Origin of the sequence: Enterovibrio norvegicus DSM 15893, from assembly GCF_900115495.1 — a bacterium.
In the GTDB taxonomy this organism is placed as follows: domain Bacteria; phylum Pseudomonadota; class Gammaproteobacteria; order Enterobacterales; family Vibrionaceae; genus Enterovibrio; species Enterovibrio norvegicus.
This window is the reverse complement of record NZ_FOWR01000025.1, coordinates 22244-41837: the sequence shown is the minus strand read 5'-3', so window position 1 is coordinate 41837 and position 19594 is coordinate 22244. Positions and strand designations below refer to the sequence as shown.

16 protein-coding genes are annotated in these 19594 nt (G+C 49.2%); 10 read left to right on the top strand and 6 right to left on the bottom strand.

Translation table 11 applies throughout. The features are described from left to right. The 5 genes from BM082_RS15840 (at position 1) to yjjX (ending at position 4906) form a co-directional block, all read left to right on the top strand. Positions 1-1656, top strand: coding sequence for a diguanylate cyclase (locus BM082_RS15840; protein WP_017011500.1), 1656 nt, complete (start codon positions 1-3; stop codon positions 1654-1656). A 105-nt stretch (positions 1657-1761) separates the two neighbouring features. Continuing rightward, positions 1762-2430 carry a spondin domain-containing protein gene (locus tag BM082_RS15835; protein ID WP_017011499.1) on the top strand — a complete coding sequence of 223 codons (669 nt, stop codon included), beginning with the start codon at positions 1762-1764 and terminating at the stop codon, positions 2428-2430. A 13-nt stretch (positions 2431-2443) separates the two neighbouring features. Then, the gene (locus BM082_RS15830) at positions 2444-3106 is read left to right on the top strand and encodes a spondin domain-containing protein (protein ID WP_074927667.1); all 663 of its coding nucleotides are present in this window, start codon (positions 2444-2446) and stop codon (positions 3104-3106) included. Between the two features lie 376 nt (positions 3107-3482). Continuing rightward, complete coding sequence (locus BM082_RS15825) at positions 3483-4337, top strand: sterol desaturase family protein (protein ID WP_017016439.1); 855 nt, start codon at positions 3483-3485, stop codon at positions 4335-4337. Between the two features lie 32 nt (positions 4338-4369). Then, positions 4370-4906 carry an inosine/xanthosine triphosphatase gene (yjjX, locus tag BM082_RS15820; protein WP_017012561.1) on the top strand — a complete coding sequence of 179 codons (537 nt, stop codon included), beginning with the start codon at positions 4370-4372 and terminating at the stop codon, positions 4904-4906. Positions 4907-5135: 229 nt separating this feature from the next. Here the strand turns inward: yjjX and trpR are convergent, their stop codons facing one another. Both trpR and sltY read right to left on the bottom strand, forming a co-directional pair. Next, positions 5136-5429, bottom strand: a complete 294-nt coding sequence (trpR, locus tag BM082_RS15810) for a trp operon repressor (protein ID WP_017007852.1) — start codon at positions 5427-5429, stop codon at positions 5136-5138. 279 nt (positions 5430-5708) lie between these two features. Next, positions 5709-7694 carry a murein transglycosylase gene (gene sltY, locus BM082_RS15805; RefSeq protein ID WP_074927663.1) on the bottom strand — a complete coding sequence of 662 codons (1986 nt, stop codon included), beginning with the start codon at positions 7692-7694 and terminating at the stop codon, positions 5709-5711. Positions 7695-8174: 480 nt separating this feature from the next. Here sltY and ettA point away from each other — a divergent pair, with 480 nt between their 5' ends. The 3 genes from ettA (at position 8175) to BM082_RS15790 (ending at position 11531) form a co-directional block, all read left to right on the top strand. Then, positions 8175-9842, top strand: a complete 1668-nt coding sequence (gene ettA, locus BM082_RS15800) for an energy-dependent translational throttle protein EttA (RefSeq protein WP_017012559.1) — start codon at positions 8175-8177, stop codon at positions 9840-9842. Positions 9843-10082: 240 nt separating this feature from the next. Further along, positions 10083-10454, top strand: a complete 372-nt coding sequence (locus tag BM082_RS15795) for a PilZ domain-containing protein (protein ID WP_017007846.1) — start codon at positions 10083-10085, stop codon at positions 10452-10454. 45 nt (positions 10455-10499) lie between these two features. After that, complete coding sequence (locus BM082_RS15790) at positions 10500-11531, top strand: M23 family metallopeptidase (protein ID WP_017007844.1); 1032 nt, start codon at positions 10500-10502, stop codon at positions 11529-11531. Positions 11532-11618: 87 nt separating this feature from the next. Here BM082_RS15790 and radA read toward each other — a convergent pair whose 3' ends face one another. Next, positions 11619-12998: a DNA repair protein RadA gene (gene radA / locus BM082_RS15785; RefSeq protein WP_017007842.1), complete on the bottom strand. Its 1380-nt coding sequence runs from the start codon at positions 12996-12998 to the stop codon at positions 11619-11621. 195 nt (positions 12999-13193) lie between these two features. Between radA and BM082_RS15780 the strand changes: the two genes are divergently transcribed. Then, complete coding sequence (locus tag BM082_RS15780; protein ID WP_017007841.1) at positions 13194-15527, top strand: PilZ domain-containing protein; 2334 nt, start codon at positions 13194-13196, stop codon at positions 15525-15527. A 116-nt stretch (positions 15528-15643) separates the two neighbouring features. Here the strand turns inward: BM082_RS15780 and serB are convergent, their stop codons facing one another. Beyond that, entirely contained in the window at positions 15644-16615 is a 972-nt protein-coding gene (gene serB, locus BM082_RS15775) for a phosphoserine phosphatase (RefSeq protein WP_017007839.1), read from the bottom strand. A 178-nt stretch (positions 16616-16793) separates the two neighbouring features. On the opposite strand from serB, the gene BM082_RS15770 reads away from it, so the two are divergent. Then, complete coding sequence (locus BM082_RS15770; RefSeq protein WP_017007837.1) at positions 16794-17402, top strand: YtjB family periplasmic protein; 609 nt, start codon at positions 16794-16796, stop codon at positions 17400-17402. A gap of 204 nt (positions 17403-17606) precedes the next feature. On the opposite strand, the gene deoD is transcribed toward BM082_RS15770, so the two are convergent. Continuing rightward, on the bottom strand, positions 17607-18332 hold the full coding sequence (deoD, locus tag BM082_RS15765) for a purine-nucleoside phosphorylase (protein ID WP_017012557.1): 726 nt from the start codon (positions 18330-18332) through the stop codon (positions 17607-17609). A gap of 32 nt (positions 18333-18364) precedes the next feature. Then, positions 18365-19585 carry a phosphopentomutase gene (locus tag BM082_RS15760; RefSeq protein WP_017012556.1) on the bottom strand — a complete coding sequence of 407 codons (1221 nt, stop codon included), beginning with the start codon at positions 19583-19585 and terminating at the stop codon, positions 18365-18367. Between the last annotated feature and the right edge of the window lie 9 nt (positions 19586-19594).

Here is a 19594-nt window from a genome sequence, read left to right as displayed (position 1 = left end):
ATGAAGCCGTCGCAAATAAAAAAATTCCAAGAACAACAAAACAAGTTCTCTAAAGGTGTCGCCACGCGCATTGATAGGATCACTGCGCTTTGGGTTGCCATTCAATCAGCGGCCGACACCCATTTCACAGAACTGGAAGACTTGATCTTAGAAGCGCATAAACTCGCAGGAACAGCGACAACGTTAGGCTTCGTCGATTTGGGGGAGCGAGGGCGAGACATTGAGATCCTGACGCGACCGTTTTTAGAAAAACAAACACTCCCCAAAGGCGATGCGAATCTTGAATCCATCATTCAATCGCTGAGTTATGTGAGTACAATTGAACCTAAACGCCCTGAAGACATGACTTACGGGGAAGTGACACTGCTGCATGAGCAAGGACGCACCAAGCAATTGGTTTACGTTGTAGCAGAATACGCTGAAGACATCAAAGACATGGTAAAACAGCTTCAATTTATTGATTATGAAGTCGTGTCGTTCGATTCTTCAGACACGCTGAAGTTAGCCCTTGATAAAGAAGCCCCTTCGGTCCTTATCGTCGATTTGCGTGAATTTGACCTGCTTAATGAGGTCACCAATGTGTGGCGAAAAGCCAGTGGGATCCCTTTGGTGGTTCTGAGTTCCTCTGAAAGTTGGGACAGCCGTTTGAACGCCGCACAAGCCGGTGCATTTGCCTTCTTCCAGAAACCCATTGAATACGATGATATTCTCGAAGTGTTGGATAACCTTTGGGAAAGCAGCAACGCGCAATATCGCGTGTTGATCGTGGATGATGAACGCATGCTTGCCGAACATTACTCCATCATCCTGCAAGGCGCAGGCATGAAAACGCTCATTTTAGAAGATACTGAACACCTGTTAGATGAAATTGGCGAGTTCAGCCCTGACTTGGTACTGATGGATTTGTACATGCCAAACTGCTCGGGCGTGGAAGCGGCCAGCGTGATCCGCCAACATAAGTCTCACACCAATTTGCCTATCGTGTACCTTTCCGGTGAGACGGATTTAAAAACCCAGATGCAGGCACTTCAAGTCGGGGCGGATGACTTCTTAACAAAGCCGATTAATGATTTACACCTCACTCAAGCCGTCTCGATTCGTGCTAAGCGTTTCCGTCAACTCAGCGCCTTGATGGACAGAGACAGCCTGACAGGCTTGCTCAATCACTCCAACCTAAAAGTGGCTCTCGACAGGGAGCTGTCTCGCGCTCGACGTCATCATTCGCAAGTCAGCTTTGTCATGATTGATATTGACCACTTTAAGTCGGTGAATGACAAATATGGCCACCCTGTAGGCGACAAAGTCATCAAAGGCGTGGCGAGGCTACTGAATTACCGTTTCCGTAAAACCGATACCTGCGCTCGGTATGGCGGCGAAGAGTTTGCGCTCATCTTGCCCGACACCCCGGCTGACATTGCGCTTCGATTGATAGATGAGTTTCGACTCACGTTTTCGAAAACGCCGTTCTCTAATGGCCCAGAAACGTTTTACTCTACCCTTAGTGCGGGACTCGCGACCTTTCCCGAATTTCAATCAATTGAAACCATCATTGAAGCGGCCGATTCCGCGTTATATCTCGCGAAAGAAAAAGGTCGAAATCGCGTTGTTACCCACGTTGAGCTTGATACTGGGAAGGACGACGAGAAAAACGCTTGAGAGTTCACTAAGAGAAAACTGTGAGGGTTTTGCAAGAATCTAGCAACCCTCTCGCCATTTTTACGCGCCATGCTGAGGGTGTACCTCATCTGCATGGAGCTCAACATGAACAAACTACTCCTTGGCTTAGCGATTGGCGCTTCTCTTTCTGCCTCCGCCCACGCCGCCAATATTGAAGTCAGTATCACGAATGCCACTGATGGCATCTACTTCACGCCTCTCCTTGTCGCCACGCACAGTAAAGACGCTTACCTGTTCCGCTCAGGCGAAGCTGCATCGTCAGAGCTTGAAGCCATGGCGGAAGGTGGTGACATTTCAGGCCTTGAAAGCGTTGCTGCCAATGCGGGGGCATCGATCAGTGCAAACCCTGCTGAAGGCATTTTGAATCCGGGGGATTCCACGCGCACCACATTGTATGCTGAGCACGGCGATGTGCTGTCTATTACTGCTATGTTACTTCCTTCTAACGATGCATTTATCGGCGTTGATAGCTGGAAGATTCCTAAGAAAAAAGGTACCTATGTCATCAAAGCGAACGGCTATGATGCAGGAACAGAAGCCAATGACGAGCTGGCTGGCAGCGTACCAACCCCACCGTTTATCACCTTCGGTACGAACGGCACGGGCGTCGACACTGGCGTTGCTAATGACAAAGTTCACATCCACCCTGGCAATCTTGGCGATACCGATCCACAAGGTGGCATCAGTGACTTTGACAGCACAGCACATCGTTGGTTAAACCCTGTCGCGCTGATCACTGTCACTGTTTATTAAGGGAGGGCTGACTATGTTTCGCTTATCCCTTGTTGGCCTAACGGCACTGATCCTTGCGGGATGTCCGCTGCAAAAAGAGTACAAAGTGACGGTGGAAAACCTCACTGACGCGCAGCCTATGTCTCCCGTTACCCTGATTACACACAAGAAGCAGTTCACCTTGTTCGAAACAGGCCAACCTGTTTCCGTCGCGTTGGAGAAATTGGCCGAAGGCGGTGATAACAGTGGTGTACTGGCTTACGAAGACAATCGAAAAGTCGGAGAAACCTTCTCTGGCGAAGGCGCATTGCCACCGGGCGCATCAGAGGAGTTCACGGTATACGTCTCGCGTAAGAGCACCCAATACTTGTCTGTGGCTTCTATGTTTGTGAACACCAATGACGCCATCGTGGCTGAAACAGGCATCAACCTGAGGAAAATCAAACCTGGCCAGAGCATGTCATTCAACATCCCTGTTTGGGATGCAGGAACAGAAGCCAATGACGAAGCTGCATCTGCCATTCCCGGCCCAGCAGGCGGCGGAGAAGGCTTTAATGCGGAACGTGATGATGTCGATCGTATTCGCATTCATCCCGGCGTGCTGTCTGCGGATGATGGTTTGAGTGATTCAGCATTGTCATACCGTCATCGCTTCCTCAACCCGGGCGCGAAAGTCACGATTACTCGAGTGTGGTAGTTCGAGTAACAGTGAACGCCAGAGACGTCCTAGCCTCCCATTGACGTGTCTGAGCGGTAACATCAGGTTTTCATCTAGCCGAACTTGATGTTCCAAACGCTCTCCTCCTTGACCGGATGAGAGCGTTTTTTCTGATCCTGATGTTATCGCTGCTCTGCACCCAGTAAACCTCATGCGAAACCATCCCGTAATGTTACACATTGAAATGTGATAATCTGACTATTGGGTCTACTGACCTTTGATGATGATTTTTTACAGCAGTTTGTGAGGCTTTTTTCAAGGCAAGGGCTCTGAAGTGGCGTCGCTTAAATCAGAAGCCGATAATACAGAAGAAAATCGCCACAAATGCTGCCCGAAGCTATATCAAGGAGAGAGTGTGCTGAGCTATATCGAATCTCACGAAACGGTGTTTCGTTTGTTTTCTTTTTTCTCCATCTTCATCATGATGGCGGCATTCGAGTGGCTCTTTCCTAAGCGTCTTCTTTCCGTCAGTAAAGCAAAACGCTGGCTGAACAACATTTCGTTGATGGTATTTAACACGATCGCATTACGCATCATCTTCCCCGTTGCAGCGGCGGGTTTTGCCGCTTGGTGCCAAGCCAATGGCATCGGCTTATTTCACTTTTTCGAGATCTCTCATGGCATTGCCGTGCTAATTAGCATTGTCGCGTTAGATGGCATCATCTGGTTCCAACACCGCCTTTTCCACACCGTCCCTCTTTTATGGCGACTGCATGCCGTACATCATGCTGACCGAGATTTAGACGTCACCTCTGGCGCACGATTCCATACCCTTGAAATTTTGCTTTCCATGTTGATCAAGTTGGCAGCTATTGCGTTACTCGGCGCGCCAGTGGTTGCCGTGATCCTGTTTGAAATCATTCTTAGCGGTATGGCGTTGTTTAATCACAGCAACGTTGCCTTGCCGCATTCAATCGACAAGGTGGTGCGATGGTTTGTTGTGACGCCAGACATGCACCGCGTTCATCACTCCATTCATCGCCATGAGTCGGACTCAAACTTTGGGTTTAATCTGGCTATTTGGGATCGTCTGTTTAACACGTATCGCGCTCAACCTGACGAGGGGCACTACGGCATGACCATTGGCTTATCCTACGTGCGAGAAGAAAAACATGTGGTCTGGTTGTTTGGTCTACTCCGCATGCCTTTTACACGCAATAAAACATTATCTTCTGAGCCATCAAACGAGCAAAACAACTCGACACTTTAGCCATCATCACCACCGTTAGGAAAGTACCGCCCATGACCACCGTTATTGTTACTTCGCTTAACCCTGCCAAAATTGCAGCAGTAGACACCGCGTTTCGCGCCGTTTTTCCAGAACAAGACATGACCTTTCAAGGTGTATCCGTGTCCAGCGATGTGCCCGATCAACCCATGACCAGCGAAGAAACCTTGGCGGGCGCCCGTAATCGAGTAAGAAACGCAAAAGCGATCGTTGAAGGGGATTTTTATGTGGGTGTGGAAGCCGGGCTAGACAACCCTTTCACGTTTGCATGGATGGTGATTGAAAGCGCAAACATCGACGGAAAACATCGAACTGGCGAAGCCCGCTCAGCCTCTCTCCCCTTGCCACCTGCCGCCATTAAAGGCATTGAAGCAGGCAAAGAACTGGGTGATGTGATGGATGAAATGTTTAACGAAGAAAACGTGAAGCAAAAAGGCGGGGCTATTGGCATGCTTACCGGACACTTACTCACTCGAAGCTCGGTCTACCATCAAGCCTTGGTGTTGGCGCTGATCCCGTTTATCCATCCTGCGTTGTTTCCGGAGGAGTGATAGGGAAAAAAATGCGGTCCTGGGTCCTGGGTCCTGGGTCCTGTGTCCTGGGTCCTGGGTCCTGGGTCCTGGGTCCTGGGTCCTGGGTCCTGGGTCCTGGGTCCTGGGTCCTGGGTCCTGGGTCCTGGGTCCTGCAAAGATTCTTTGAAGGTCTGAAATGGCGTCAAGCTTTTCGCTTTTGCTTTTCCTAGGATCGAGGACCTGCTCTTCCTAGAACCTTTCTTCCCCCCTATTTCTTCAACAACTCCACCAGCCACGCTTTTTCCGACTCATCAAATTGCTTCAATTCGTTCGATCCGCGAGTGATGGTTGCGACGCCCACACCCAGCATTTGGCTAAGCTGACGCTGGCTGATCTCGCCTTTCAATAACTCATTAACGATGTTTACGCGGGTAACAAGCGTGTCTCGCTCGTCTTGGGTAAGCAGCATTTTCAACAGTTTTTCTTCGTGGCCCGCATCGATCGCACGGTGGATAAGAGTGAGAACTTCTTGCCAGTCTGAATACTCAGGTGTGTTTTCCATTGCTACCTCATGCATTGATGCCCGTTACTTATACTCAAATCATGAGCATAATGGCTTTCACACAAACATTGTACGCACAGCGCGTGTGCCACTCAAACATTCAATATCGCTAAAACGCATTCATACCCTAAATGTTTAAGGAATGATATTTCCTTGAAAACACACGGGGATAAGAAGGTTAACAACAGTGTTGAGCGATAAAAAGAAAACGCCCGCCCCTCTCATTGAGTACCCACTAATCGGTTAAGCAGGTCACGAATCAGAGGGCGGGCATTAATGTTAATATTGGTAGCCTTGCTCACCAGTGGTTAAAAATTGCATCGGTTGTCCAAGCAATTTGCTGTAATAGATGTCATACATCAGCACGTTCTGAACATAACCACGTGTTTCTCTGAAAGGAATCGCTTCAATAAACGAAATGGCATCCAGGTTGCCATCAGATCGTTCCAACCAACGCGTCACGCGGTGCGGGCCAGCGTTGTAAGCTGCAAACGCCAAGATACGGTTTTCATCAAAGCGATCGAGCATCATGCTGAGATAACCACTGCCAAGTCGAATGTTCACCCCCGGATCACTCAAGCTTTTCGTACCGCGATAATTGAAACCCAATTTCTTCGAGGTTTCTCGCGCTGTCGCAGGCATAAGTTGCATCAAGCCACGCGCCCCCACGGGTGATACTGCATTGGTGTAAAACGCACTTTCCTGACGAGATAACGCCAGCAATGTCGTTAGGGGGACTTGGCGCTCTTTGCTGAAAAATTCAAACCACCAACGATGGGCCAATGGGAAACGGTATTCCAAATGTCCCCAGAGCTTGCCAGCAATCGTGGCCTGCACAGACAGATGATGCCACTTATGCTGAGACGCATAAGCTGCCAGCATGGCTTTTTGCTCTTGAGTCGCGCCATTCAACAGATGACGCCATTCACGACGCGCCGCAGTGAGCTTGTCTAACGCAAGAAGCTCATCAACGCGATCCAATGTTGATTGGAACGGCACAATTTTTGCGCTATCAAGCGGTGTGTGTTGCTGAGGAATAGTGATTGCCGCATTCAGGTGTGAAGCGGCAGCCACACTGTAGAAATTGCGCTCGCCCAGCATGGCAGCAAACCCTTTTTCTGCCGCCGCTTTATTGCCAAGCTCTAACGCAACACGGGCTTTCCAGTATTGCCATTTGAGGTTTTTCGCTTCTTCCGCTGAAAGCTTACCTAACCAAAGGTTAACGCCTTTCCAATCCGCGCTCAGTAATGACACACGAATACGGCGATCGAGCAGCGACGGATTTTGCGTGGTCTTGAGCTTGCTATCTCGCCACGTCGCCAAGGTCTCGTCATCGGTACTCATCAAGCGACTTGCCACAAAATCGGCCATTTCTTGGCGAACATGGCGCGTGTAATGTTGCCCTTCCACGGTGCGCGTAAACTGCGCGACGGCTTCTTTGGAATCAATGCGAGCAAGGCGCTCAAACGCTAAACGCGTAAGACGCTGATTAAACGGTGTTACTTTGTTTTTCTTCGAGAAATCTGACACGCTTTGAGGCTTATCGTACAAATCTTGAATTTGTTCGCCGCGTGCTTTTGCTGATCCAGTCAATTGCTTATTGAGGTAGCGCATTAAGGCAACATTGCGCTTATCAAACACCAACAACATGCGTTCTAAGATCAGGTCGTTGTTCAATTTCCCATTGTCTTCAAGGAAGCTAAATAGCGGGTCACAGGCGTTATCAACCGACGAGCCTGAGAGGTAAAGCGATTTAGCGCCAGACAGCGCAAGGGCTTTATCACCCGCTTGGCTATGGGCAAAATAATATTGGCATTGGTAGCTCTCGCCACGCGGCAACGTCTTTTGATACGTCAGCAAGGTTTTCCACTGTCCTTTCGCCGCCAATGTACTCAAATACCTCGCGCGAATGGAGCGCGTAAAAGGCAAGTCAGCATAGGTTTTTTCAAACTGCTGAACGTCATTCATCGACGCCGAGTTCAACGAACGTGAAAAGCTGCGATAGTCCAAATACGGATAAAGCGGATAATCTGAAATACTGTTTTTGAGGCGTGTAAACTCCGCCAGGTTATTGCCTTCTATGGCAGATATCGCTGACTCATAGCGCGCACGTTTTTCATCTAGCGTTAAGGCATAAGACGACGTCGAAACCATCGTCAACGCCATCAAACTGGCAGGCAGCATTTTGGTTGAAATCGAACGAGACATCGCGCTAAGCGATTTATAATAGGCGTTTGTAATTATTGATTTTTTTGTTGATAGCATTCCGTATGCTTCTCCAAGGCGCACCTGTTCATTTAGCTTATACCTAAACCGCGCAAAGATTCAGATTTCACTGAGTTTAATTGTATCTGTGACCCATGCCCTTTCTGGCAATGTCACGCCACAAAGTCAGACACCTTCATACCACGGTCGTTTAAGGGGATATACCCAAGAATCCTAAAGATGCTTGATGTCAGGTAACTTGGGTATATACCAAACTGTCGGCACAAATGCCCCTATTTAACTGTTGCTGAATGCGTCAAAGTGAAGCGTTTAACAGAAAGAAGCGCGCAGGCTTAGAGCCTCAAATGTCCCGCATTTTTTGCCGCATCCTGCTAATTGGTAATCTCAATGCAAAAATGGTTCCCTTTTCATCGACATTCCTCAGGCGGTTTCAAGTTCTATTTACGTCTTTGATACCTGCAACTTGGGGTGGATTGGGATAGAATAAGCCTTTTATGTGACAAGAGAACGCGAGCAGAAATGGCTGAGTACGTTTATACCATGTCGCGCGTTGGCAAAATTGTGCCACCGAAGCGTCAGATCCTGAAAGACATCTCTCTGTGCTTTTTCCCTGGCGCCAAAATCGGCGTATTGGGTCTAAACGGTGCAGGTAAATCCACCCTTCTTCGCATCATGGCGGGTATCGATACCGATATCGAAGGTGAAGCACGTGCACAACCTGGCATCAAAGTGGGTTACCTGCCTCAGGAACCAAAACTGGATGAAGAAAAAACCGTTCGTGAAACCGTAGAAGAAGCGGTGGCGGATGTTGCGGGTGCACTTTCTCGTCTAGACGCAGTTTACGCGGCGTACGCAGAACCTGATGCAGACTTCGATGCCCTTGCAAAAGAGCAAGGCGAACTGGAAGCGCTGATCCAAGCTAAAGACGGCCACAATCTTGATAACGCCCTTGAGCGCGCTGCTGACGCACTGCGTTTGCCAGAATGGGATGCGAAAATTAAGCACCTGTCTGGTGGTGAGCGTCGTCGTGTTGCTATCTGTCGTCTTCTGCTAGAAAAACCTGACATGTTGCTTCTTGACGAACCAACGAACCACTTGGATGCAGAATCTGTGGGTTGGTTGGAGCGTTTCTTGGTGGATTACAACGGTACCGTTGTGGCTATCACGCACGACCGTTACTTCTTGGACAACGCTGCTGGCTGGATCCTAGAGCTTGACCGTGGTGAAGGTATCCCATGGGAAGGTAACTACACCTCATGGCTTGAGCAAAAAGATGCGCGTCTACAACAAGAATCGTCGCAAGAAAGTGCTCGCCAGAAGACCATCGAGAAAGAACTTGAGTGGGTTCGTCAGAATCCTAAAGGCCGTCAGTCAAAGTCTAAAGCACGTATGGCGCGCTTTGAAGAGCTGAACAACAGCGAACACCAACGCCGTAACGAAACCAATGAGCTGTTCATTCCGCCGGGTCTGCGTCTTGGTGATAAAGTTATCGAAATCAACAATCTGACCAAATCATTTGGTGATCGCGTGTTGATTGATGACTTGTCATTCAGCGTGCCAAAAGGTGCAATCGTCGGCATCATCGGTGCGAACGGTGCGGGTAAATCAACCCTGTTCAAGATGTTGAGTGGCACTGAGCAACCCGACAGCGGCACCATCGAGCTGGGTGAAACCGTGCAACTGGCATCGGTTGAACAGTTCCGTGACAGCATGACGGATTCAAACACCGTGTACCAAGAGATCTCTGAAGGTGCGGAAATTATCCGTATCCACAACTTTGAGCTTCCAGCACGTGCGTACTGCTCGCGCTTCAACTTCAAAGGCAGCGATCAACAAAAACGCATCGGTGATTTGTCAGGTGGTGAGCGTAACCGTGTTCACTTGGCGAAACTGCTTAAATCAGGTGGCAACGTATTGCTGCTGGATGAACCAACCAATGACTTGGACGTAGAAACCCTACGTGCATTAGAAGAAGCACTGCTGGAATTCCCAGGCTGTGCCATGGTTATCTCGCACGACCGTTGGTTCCTTGACCGTATCGCTACCCATATTCTTGATTACCGCGACGAAGGTAAAGTGAACTTCTTCGAAGGTAACTACAACGAATACAGCGAGTGGTTGAAGCAAACGTTGGGCGCACAAGCAGCCCAACCGCACCGCATGAAGTACAAGCGTGTCACCAAGTAATATTGGGCATGATGTACGTAAAAGGGTCACTTCGGTGGCCCTTTTTCTTTTTGTTTCACAGTCGGATATAACAGATCTGCACAATATCATTGAGCGTATTATCACTAACACGCGCCGTGCATCACGCTCGAGACAAGCAAGAGTAGAGTTATAGGTGCGTCTCACCTACACTGGTGTAAAGAGTTTCATAGTATGGTGTAACAAATCTGAGGCAAGACAACGCCTCCGAGGACATAAGTTATGGCAGAACGTCGACAATTTTCTCGCGTTGTATACCGAGCGCCCGCCACCATGAAACACGGCGATGGTGCATGGGACACAAAGATTTTAGATTTATCACTAAAAGGCGCACTGCTAGAAGCTCCTACACACTGGCAAATGGAAAGCGCACAGGAATACAATGTTCACTTCCAACTTCATGAATCTGAGATCAGCATTGATATGGATGTTGACGTGGTTCAAGAGGTCGATGGCCTGCTTTGCTGTAAAATCGTACACATCGATATCGACAGTGCCAGCCACCTAAAACGCCTCGTTGAATTAAACGTTGGCAATGATGATTTGCTTCATCGAGAATTAGCACAACTCACCGATATGAAAGATATCGTATAATCCTTTTTTTGCTCGCTGCGCATACGTACATAAAGTAGTAGTCACATGCCACACAACATTCGAATTGCTGTCTCTCATGCCAATGGGTCGCGTCACTATGTGATGTCCCCTTGGCTTAAAAAAGCCCTTCTCATCTTTTTGGTCATTCTGGTGACGGGCATTGCCGCCAGCATTGCGGCGATCTATTACCTGAGCCATCGTTCAGAAACCGCCGAGCTGACCCTTCAGAACATGACGGAACAAAGCTCGGAACTGGTAGGCCAACTTGAAACGCTAAAACAAAAGCGCCAACAACTTGAGCAGTTGATCAGCAATAAAGAAGAAGAGTACGCGCAAACCATCGAAGACAAAGATAACCAACTGGATTACCTGACCAAGCGCGTATCAACGGTTGAAGAAGTGCTTGGCCTTGAAAAAGAAACCGACAACGATGCACCGCTGGCACAGCGTTTGGATGTCGCAGCGATAAACTCAGCGGTTCGCTCCACCATGTTGCAGCTCATACCAAGCGGTCAGCCGATTGAAAGTTATCGTCGCTCTTCCGGTTATGGTTCTCGTACTCACCCCGTGACGGGCAATAAGAAATTCCACCTTGGGCTCGATCTCACTGCGGACATTGGCACCCCGGTTTATGCGCCCGCAGACGGCGTGGTGGAATATAAACGCCCAAGCCGTAAGAAAGGGTACGGTAACATGCTGAAAATTGACCATGCCTTTGGCTTTATGACGCTTTACGCTCACCTTGATAAATTCAATGTGAACACGGGGAATTTTGTGAAAAAAGGCGACTTGATTGGTTGGTCTGGTAACACAGGTTTATCAACGGGCCCTCACCTTCACTATGAAGTGCGCTTCCTTGGCCGCGCGTTGAACCCCAAGCGCTTTATTGCATGGACACCTGATAACTTTGAATCGCTGTTCGAAGAAGAGAAGAAGGTGAACTGGGCAAGCTTGGTGAAGATCATGGAAAACATGGTGGCAACACAGGTTCAACTCGCCTCAGAGGTGTCACCACAATTCGAGCCGCAAAAAGACCAACTTGATGAGAAAGAAAGCATAGTGACGGCATCAAAATAGCGGTTATCGGCGGTAAGATCAGAAAAGGCATCCCACGGGATGCCTTTTTACGTTAACGGATAGCGGGTAACAGATAACGAAGCGACATTACTCGAACTCTTCCAGCACTGACAGTGCATCGGAAAGTTTGGTCACGCCATATACTTTCATGCCCGGAATATCGTTTTTCGGTACATTGGCGGCAGGGACAACCGCGCGTTTAAATCCGTGTTTTGCTGCTTCCATCAGGCGTTCTTGTCCGCTCGGTACGGGGCGAATTTCGCCCGCCAAACCCACTTCGCCAAACACCACCAAATCTTTTGGCAATGGACGATCGCGAAAGCTAGAGATCAACGCCAGCAGCAAGGCCAGATCCGCGCTGGTTTCTGTCACTTTCACGCCACCCACAACGTTCACAAACACATCTTGGTCAGACATTTGTAGGCCGCCATGTTTGTGTAGCACAGCCAACAAGAGCGCGACCCGGTTTTGCTCCAGACCAACAGCCACACGACGAGGGTTAGCCATTTGGCTGTAATCCACCAGCGCTTGAAGTTCGACAAGCAATGGGCGCGTGCCTTCCCAAAGCACCATGACGGAACTGCCTGATGTTGGATCTTCACCACGACTCAAGAAAATCGCAGAAGGGTTGCTGACTTCGCGAAGCCCCTGCCCTGTCATGGCGAACACGCCCAATTCGTTGACCGCACCAAAGCGGTTTTTATGGCTACGCAATGTGCGGAAACGGCTATCACTTGAACCATCCAGCATCACGGAACAGTCGATACAGTGCTCAAGCACCTTAGGGCCCGCCAGTGTGCCGTCTTTCGTGACATGGCCCACCATGAAGATAGCGACATTGTTTTGCTTTGCATAACGCGTGAGCGCCGCGGCGGATTCACGCACTTGCGCCACACTGCCCGGCGCAGACGCAATATCCGCGCAATGCATCACCTGGATGGAGTCAATCACCATCAGTTTCGGGCGTTCTTGGTGCGCAATATTACAGATGTTTTCGACATTGGTTTCCGAAAGCATTTTCAAGTTATCTTTCGGCAAACCTAAACGTTCTGCACGCATCGCGACTTGTTGAAGTGATTCTTCACCCGTGACATAAAGCGTCGGCATTTGGCTCGCTAATCGACACATGGTTTGCAGCAACAAGGTACTTTTACCAGCACCTGGGCTACCACCAATCAAAATAGCAGCGCCTGGCACAATACCGCCACCTAACACGCGGTCGAGTTCTTTAAAGCCGCTGGAAAAACGGGGCACTTCTTGCAGATCAATGCTTTCTAGCGTTTGTACTTTGGCTTCCGCCGCGCCTGCATAGCCTGCGTACTTCTCTGTACGTGCAACTTGCGGCGATGCAGCAAGCCTCACCTCGGTGATGGTATTCCACGCGCCACAAGCGGTGCATTGACCTTGCCAACGCGGATAATCTGCGCCGCAGTCGTTACAGACATAGGCTCGCTTTGTTTTCGCCATGGTTTCTCCCGATTGATATTTTTTATCAATGCGTTAGTGGATTCAATTCACACAATGTATGTAAAACCGCCAAGCACAAGAAACAAGTGCGACGGAAGACTAACTTCTGCGTTCCTTACCACGCTCCGTAAGAAAAAAAGGTAAACTTTTCTGTCATGTGGCCGCTATGAATACAGGATTCTACCAGAATTTAGAATGATGCAGGACCAAGACAGGACCCTATACGACCAGCTTCTTCCGCTTTATGAAAAAGCGGACTTTGATACGCAATTAACCTTTCTTACCCCCAACCTTTCCAATTCGGAACGTTTGCTTATTAAGATGGAAATTCGTCGCCTAATGAGCCCATTTCTTAGGCCCATCGATTTGCGCGGCAAAGTGCAGGGAGAATGTCGATCTTATACCCTATCCGGACTGACACACTGGATGGATGATGTCGCCCTTAATCTCTACCACCGTCGTCTCGATGTCTACCAAGGTCAATTGACGCAAGGCCTGTGGGATGAGCTGCATAACACCCCAAACAGCCACCGTGTTCTCCAACGCACTGGAAACGCGCAAGCCTCACCGCAAGAAAATTTTGTTTCACTAGACGCTGACGCCCTTCGCTTTGGTCACTACCTTTTGCGCAGCGAACACCGTATTCAACTTAACAGTCAGGTGCAGGTTTTTCTACCCGATGGCACGGAAGTCAATGGCACCACGCTAGACATTTCAAATTCAGGGATGCGCATAAAGCTGCCTGCGGCATTTCAATACGACGTGGGCACAGTGCTTACTGTCTACTTCCCGCAACTTGGTGATGAGTGCCAAATCCCCGAACTGTTCACAGGGTTAGATTACCGTCTCGTCGGCATTGAAATTAACCTTGTAAAAGATAACTTCCGCCGATTGCGTCTTCGTTTGATCACCAGCACCGAGGCCATTAAAGAAGCCATTGATGTGAAGTCCAAAACCGTTGATATCAATACCATCACGGAAAACAAAGACAAGCTGATTTCGACACGCACGCGCAGCTACGAAAAGATCTACCTAGAAAAAACACCATCACTTCCCCTGTTTTTCTGTGGCAGTGCGCTTCGCTATTGCCTGCTCACCGAGCAAAATCGCGAACTTTGGGATTACTGGCATGATGAAAGAAATCAACCTGTCATCGACAGATTATTCTCCCCTGAACGGCTACAAAACCTGGCACTGGAAGGGCTAAACTGCAGCGAAACCTTGGTGTATTGCTTCAGCCACGAACATACCGATAAAACCTATTTCTTCTCGGCCTTTCCGACGGAGATGAGCACTGAGCTTCGCCATTTGTTTTGGCACATTGGCAGTGCCCGCCCGTCTTGGCGCGTTTTACGCGTGACGATGACAAAAATAAGCGAAGAAGACGCTATCCGTCTGCAAGAAGTTTCGCCCGCTTACATTCACCAGATTGACGAATTAACGCACATCGCCACCATCCAAGATCTCACCTTGGAGCATTCAAACGCCGATTTCAGATACCCAGTAAAACCCAAGATTCCAGCAAAGAGCTTGAATCAATATGTGCACCCGCGTACCGGCATTTCTGCCATTGAAGCGGTGCCATCGCTTCTTGCTCCTCAACGCAAAGAACCGCGCTACAAACATAGAACGGGCGCCACGTTGATCCATCATGTCAGTGGTGAGATCCAAGCACAAACTGTCGACTTTTCATCGAGCGGATTGAACTTAAAACTCACGCGTCCATTCAGTGGTACCAAAGCACAAGAAGTGGCGATCACCTTCAATGACTTTAGGCGCATCGACCCCAAAGCCCCACTTGGCAATGTGCCCTATAAAGTCGTGCGTATTAGCGAAGACCGCACCAATGTCACCTTGGTACTCATCCAAGACAGACACAGCAGACACCGTAGCGAATACCTTCAACGGCTGATTGACCACAATCAGCACCGGTTGACGCTCGATAGCGAGAAAATGCCCGATCCGCCTTTGGTTGAAGCCATGCACCAAATGCTGCTTACGCGCCTGTCGGCCACACCGTATTTTCTTTGTCGAAAAGGGGATAACTTACAGTTGGCAACCGTTGGCATTAACTACCCAGGTAACGAGCTAAGTCGCTTGTTAGAAAGCCCCTCTCAGCAAGGGCTCGTTTCGCTATCGCCTGTGTTGGGGGAGCATATCGCCAAACTGAGCGCGAGCATTCTTCGTCAGCGCAATCGACTCACCCAAATCAAGCATGAGTTCTATGTGGCGGTGCAGTTCGAGAACAATGCTGTCATTGACATCAAAGCCCGCATCCTAGAAAGCTTTGCTTCGCCGGAAGAGCGCCGCTTTTTCGTGTCGCAAGCCCGTAAGAAAGGGAAATTCTTCGCGGTGAGAAACTGGCTGCAGCCCATTAATGAAGGCGGTCAATATCTCAACTCGGCGGTGGTTGAAGAAATCATGATGCAATCATCCCTGAAAGCCAGGCAGCTTGAAGGCGAGTTCATTGACCTGTGTGTCTATGGAGAGATGACTGACGTGACCGATGAAGTCCTACTCAGGTTATAACAACCATCACCCCGTACATTTCAGACACTAAAAAGGCCACATGGAAACACGTGGCCTTTTTCATATTCGGGTTACATTTTTAGATTCAGGTTACAGCAAGATAACGCTGAGGGGCGTTAGCCTTTCCAGCTCAAACGTTGTGGCAGTAACGATGCCGACAACACGCACAGGACGCCACCAAGATCGGCATGGCGGATCGCCACTTGCGCTTCTTTCTGCACTTTCGGCTTCGCGTGGTACGCAATGCCCAAGCCCGCGGCTGACATCATTTTCAGGTCATTTGCGCCATCACCGACAGCAATCGTATTGGTCGGCGTTAATTCATAGCGATAGGTCAAATCATCGAGAATATCTGCCTTGCGTTGTGCATCGACCACCTGCCCTGTCACTTCGCCGGTTAGCTTGCCGTTTTCAATGACAAGTTGGTTAGACTCAGCGTGAGCAAGAGAAAGCTGGTCACGCAGTGAATCAGAAAACCACGTAAAGCCGCCCGATGCGATCGCCACTTTCCAGCCCCGCGCTTGCAGCGATGCCGTTAATTGGCGCATGCCAGGCATCAAGGGTAAGCTGTCTCGCACTTGCTCAAGCACAGACACATCCGTGCCCTTCAATGTACCTACACGCTCACGGAGGCTTTGCTCAAAATCGAGCTCGCCTTGCATGGCACGTTCGGTTACCGCGGCAACTTGCTCGCCCACGCCCGCCAGCTTGGCGATTTCATCGATGCATTCAATTTGAATGGCAGTGGAGTCCATGTCGAACAGCGCAAGGCCAGGTTCGAACAAGTTAGGAATATTGTCGAGTAACGCACAATCAAGTGAGAGTGCGTCAGCGAGAGCCATCATTTCAGGGGTCAACTCACCGCGCATTAATAGCACTTCATAAGGGCCAACCGTCCAGCCTGCCAGCGGTTTAACAGCTTCGCCGGTTAAAAAGGCAAAATCATCAAGGTAGGAAGGGCTAATATGAAAACCATAAAGCATCCAGCCTGCTTGTCGGCAATCTGATGGACGAAAATGGCGGATAGAGGGAAAGCGTGTTAAGAGTTTAGTGTGCTTCTTAATTGCGAAAACTGACGTTGCATCCATTGCAAATAATATCCTTATCGAAAACTCGCTTTACTATATCAAAGAGTGCGAGTGATCACATTAGCCATAGCAACGTGTTAAGCCAAGGGGTGACTTGCATTTTTTCAACTTGGGCAGCAAACTGAAGTCGCGCTGAATTTTTGCGGAGCCTCTGCCCGCTCTTGGCTTTGGACAGCTTATGCTACAAATAAATAAAAAACGACTACGCCGACTTTGGCAATTTTTCGTGGTTGTCGCGGGTTTCTCGACCATCATGATGCTCTTTATGTACAGCAACCAACTGAACAATCGCAACTACAAAATGTTATATGAGCAAACAGAATCTCTTTCCCGTGTGATCCTGCGTCAAGCGGCGGCCACGGCATACCCAGCTGTGACTAACGATCAAATTGACGTCCTTGATGGGTTGGTTGCACGCCTGCAAGAAGAGAAACTGATCCTTGATGCGGCGGTCTATGACCAGCGCGGTAATTTGCTTGCAAGCTCTGTAGGCGCGATGCCCCTTGAGCAACTGACTGGCATCAACACCCCATTGTCAGTCGCGAGCATTGGTCGTCAGCAATTGGTTGAACCTATTTCACATGACGGCCATATGGCAGGTTTTGTGCGCATCACGCTTGAACACGCAGAAGTGATTAAAGCGGCATCAAACCGTTTAGAGCAGAGCATCAACTTGGTGCGTGCCATGATCCTCGTCGCCATCGTGACAGGCGCGTTGCTGATTTTCACTTTCGCAAGTCGAAAGGATTTATGGCGCTCGACGTTTTTGCTGAAAAATAATGATTGAAAGAGCGAGATGTGAGTGCCTAGACTAGAGACTAGAGACTAGAGACTAGAGACTAGAGACTAGAGACTAGAGACTAGAGATTATCGTTGACCGAGGTGATCTGCTCTCTTCTCGAAACTCGAAACTCGAAACTCGAAACTGACAGATTTTGAACACAAAAAAGGATGGCCGAAGCCATCCTTTTTTCTTTCCGAACTGTGTCGATTACGCTTCTTCAGCGTCGCCTAGCAGTACAGATTCAAGTGCGATTTCAATCATTTCATTGAACGTAGTTTGACGCTCTTCAGACGTTGTTTGTTCGCCGGTCTTGATGTGGTCAGATACGGTACAGATGGTCAGTGCTTTCGCACCGAACTCAGCGGCAACACCGTAGATACCTGCCGCTTCCATTTCTACACCTAGGATGCCGTACTTCGCCATAGTGTCGAAAAATGCTGGCTCTGGTGAGTAGAACAGGTCTGCAGAGAAGATGTTACCAACACGTACGTTGATGCCTTTTGCTTTCGCTGCATCAACCGCGTTGCGGGTCATGTCGAAATCTGCAATCGCTGCAAAGTCATGACCGTTGAAACGAGTACGGTTAATTTTTGCATCGGTAGATGCGCCAACACCGATAACAACATCACGCAGTTTTACGTCTTCACGTACTGCGCCACAGCTACCCACACGGATGATTTTCTTCACGCCGAAGTCTTTGATCAGCTCAGTCGCGTAGATTGAGCACGATGGGATACCCATACCATGACCCATGACAGAGATCTTACGACCTTTGTAAGTACCGGTGTAACCGTACATGTTGCGAACATCACAAACCTGCTTCACGTCAGCAAGGAAAGTTTCAGCAATGTACTTAGCACGTAGCGGGTCGCCTGGCATTAGAACGACGTCTGCAAAATCACCCATTTCGGCATTGATATGTGGAGTTGCCATTTGTTAGTTCCTTTTTATCAAAGTAAGTCGGATTACAGGAATGATTTACCGTATTCCATATCTGAAGTACCAAAGTACTGAGCCAATGTTTGGCCAATATCAGCAAAGGTTTCGCGACGGCCCAATGAGCCCGCTGGCACTTTCTCGCCATAAACCAAAACAGGGATGTGTTCACGCGTGTGATCAGAGCCCGGCCAGGTTGGATCGCAACCGTGGTCAGCGGTCAGGATCAGAAGATCGTTTTCATCAAGCATCTCGATAATTTCTGGTAGACGTTTATCGAAATACTCCAGTGCAGCGGCATAGCCAGCAACGTTACGGCGGTGGCCGTAGTGTGAATCAAAATCAACGAAGTTAGTGAAGACCAAGCTGTTGTCACCGGCCACTTTAATCGCGTCTTTGGTGGCATCAAACAAAGCTTCTAAGCCCGTTGCTTTCACTTTTTGGGTGATACCAACATGCGCATAGATATCTGCAATCTTACCGATTGAGATAACTTCACCAGATTTTTCTTCAACCAGCTTTTGAAGCACGGTTGTTGCTGGCGGCTCTACAGACAAGTCACGACGGTTACCGGTACGTTCAAATTGACCTTTACCCGGACCAATGAACGGACGCGCGATAACGCGACCAATGTTGTAGTCTTCCAATTCTTCACGTGCAATCTGGCAAAGCTCAAGCAAGCGATCCAGACCGAAGGTTTCTTCGTGACATGCAATTTGGAACACCGAGTCTGCAGAGGTATAGAAGATAGGAAGACCAGTCTTCATGTGTTCTTCACCCAGCGCATCCAGCACTTCCGTGCCTGATGCATGGCAGTTACCCAAAAAGTCGGAAAGACCAGCGCGCGCTAGAATACGGTCAGTCAGTTCTTTCGGGAAGCTGTTTTCTTTGTCGGTGAAATATCCCCAATCAAACAGCACAGGCACACCTGCAATTTCCCAGTGACCAGACGGCGTATCTTTGCCTGACGACAATTCTTTCGCATGGCCATAAGCACCGATAATCTCAGCGTTAGGATCAAGACCTGCCGGGAAAGCGCCTGACGATTCTTCGCCAGCTTTACCCAGACCTAGACGTGTCAGATTCGGTAAGTTAAGAGGACCTTGGCGGTCTTCATTATTTGCTTCGCCTGCTGCACACGCTTTCGCGATTGAACCTAGCGTATCTGCACCTACGTCGCCAAATTTGACGGCGTCTTCAGATGCCCCGATCCCGAATGAATCAAGAACCAAAATAATAGCGCGTTTCATGGTCGCCTC

Coding starts and splice junctions, on each gene's coding strand:
- BM082_RS15760 (WP_017012556.1), bottom strand. CDS start 19,585: ATGAAACGCGCTATTATTTTGGTTCTTGATTCATTCGGGATCGGGGCA.
- BM082_RS15770 (WP_017007837.1), top strand. CDS start 16,794: ATGCTACAAATAAATAAAAAACGACTACGCCGACTTTGGCAATTTTTC.
- sltY (WP_074927663.1), bottom strand. CDS start 7,694: ATGCTATCAACAAAAAAATCAATAATTACAAACGCCTATTATAAATCG.
- BM082_RS15830 (WP_074927667.1), top strand. CDS start 2,444: ATGTTTCGCTTATCCCTTGTTGGCCTAACGGCACTGATCCTTGCGGGA.
- deoD (WP_017012557.1), bottom strand. CDS start 18,332: ATGGCAACTCCACATATCAATGCCGAAATGGGTGATTTTGCAGACGTC.
- trpR (WP_017007852.1), bottom strand. CDS start 5,429: ATGGAAAACACACCTGAGTATTCAGACTGGCAAGAAGTTCTCACTCTT.
- serB (WP_017007839.1), bottom strand. CDS start 16,615: ATGGATGCAACGTCAGTTTTCGCAATTAAGAAGCACACTAAACTCTTA.
- radA (WP_017007842.1), bottom strand. CDS start 12,998: ATGGCGAAAACAAAGCGAGCCTATGTCTGTAACGACTGCGGCGCAGAT.
- BM082_RS15840 (WP_017011500.1), top strand. CDS start 1: ATGAAGCCGTCGCAAATAAAAAAATTCCAAGAACAACAAAACAAGTTC.
- BM082_RS15795 (WP_017007846.1), top strand. CDS start 10,083: ATGGCAGAACGTCGACAATTTTCTCGCGTTGTATACCGAGCGCCCGCC.
- ettA (WP_017012559.1), top strand. CDS start 8,175: ATGGCTGAGTACGTTTATACCATGTCGCGCGTTGGCAAAATTGTGCCA.
- BM082_RS15790 (WP_017007844.1), top strand. CDS start 10,500: ATGCCACACAACATTCGAATTGCTGTCTCTCATGCCAATGGGTCGCGT.
- BM082_RS15835 (WP_017011499.1), top strand. CDS start 1,762: ATGAACAAACTACTCCTTGGCTTAGCGATTGGCGCTTCTCTTTCTGCC.
- yjjX (WP_017012561.1), top strand. CDS start 4,370: ATGACCACCGTTATTGTTACTTCGCTTAACCCTGCCAAAATTGCAGCA.
- BM082_RS15780 (WP_017007841.1), top strand. CDS start 13,194: ATGATGCAGGACCAAGACAGGACCCTATACGACCAGCTTCTTCCGCTT.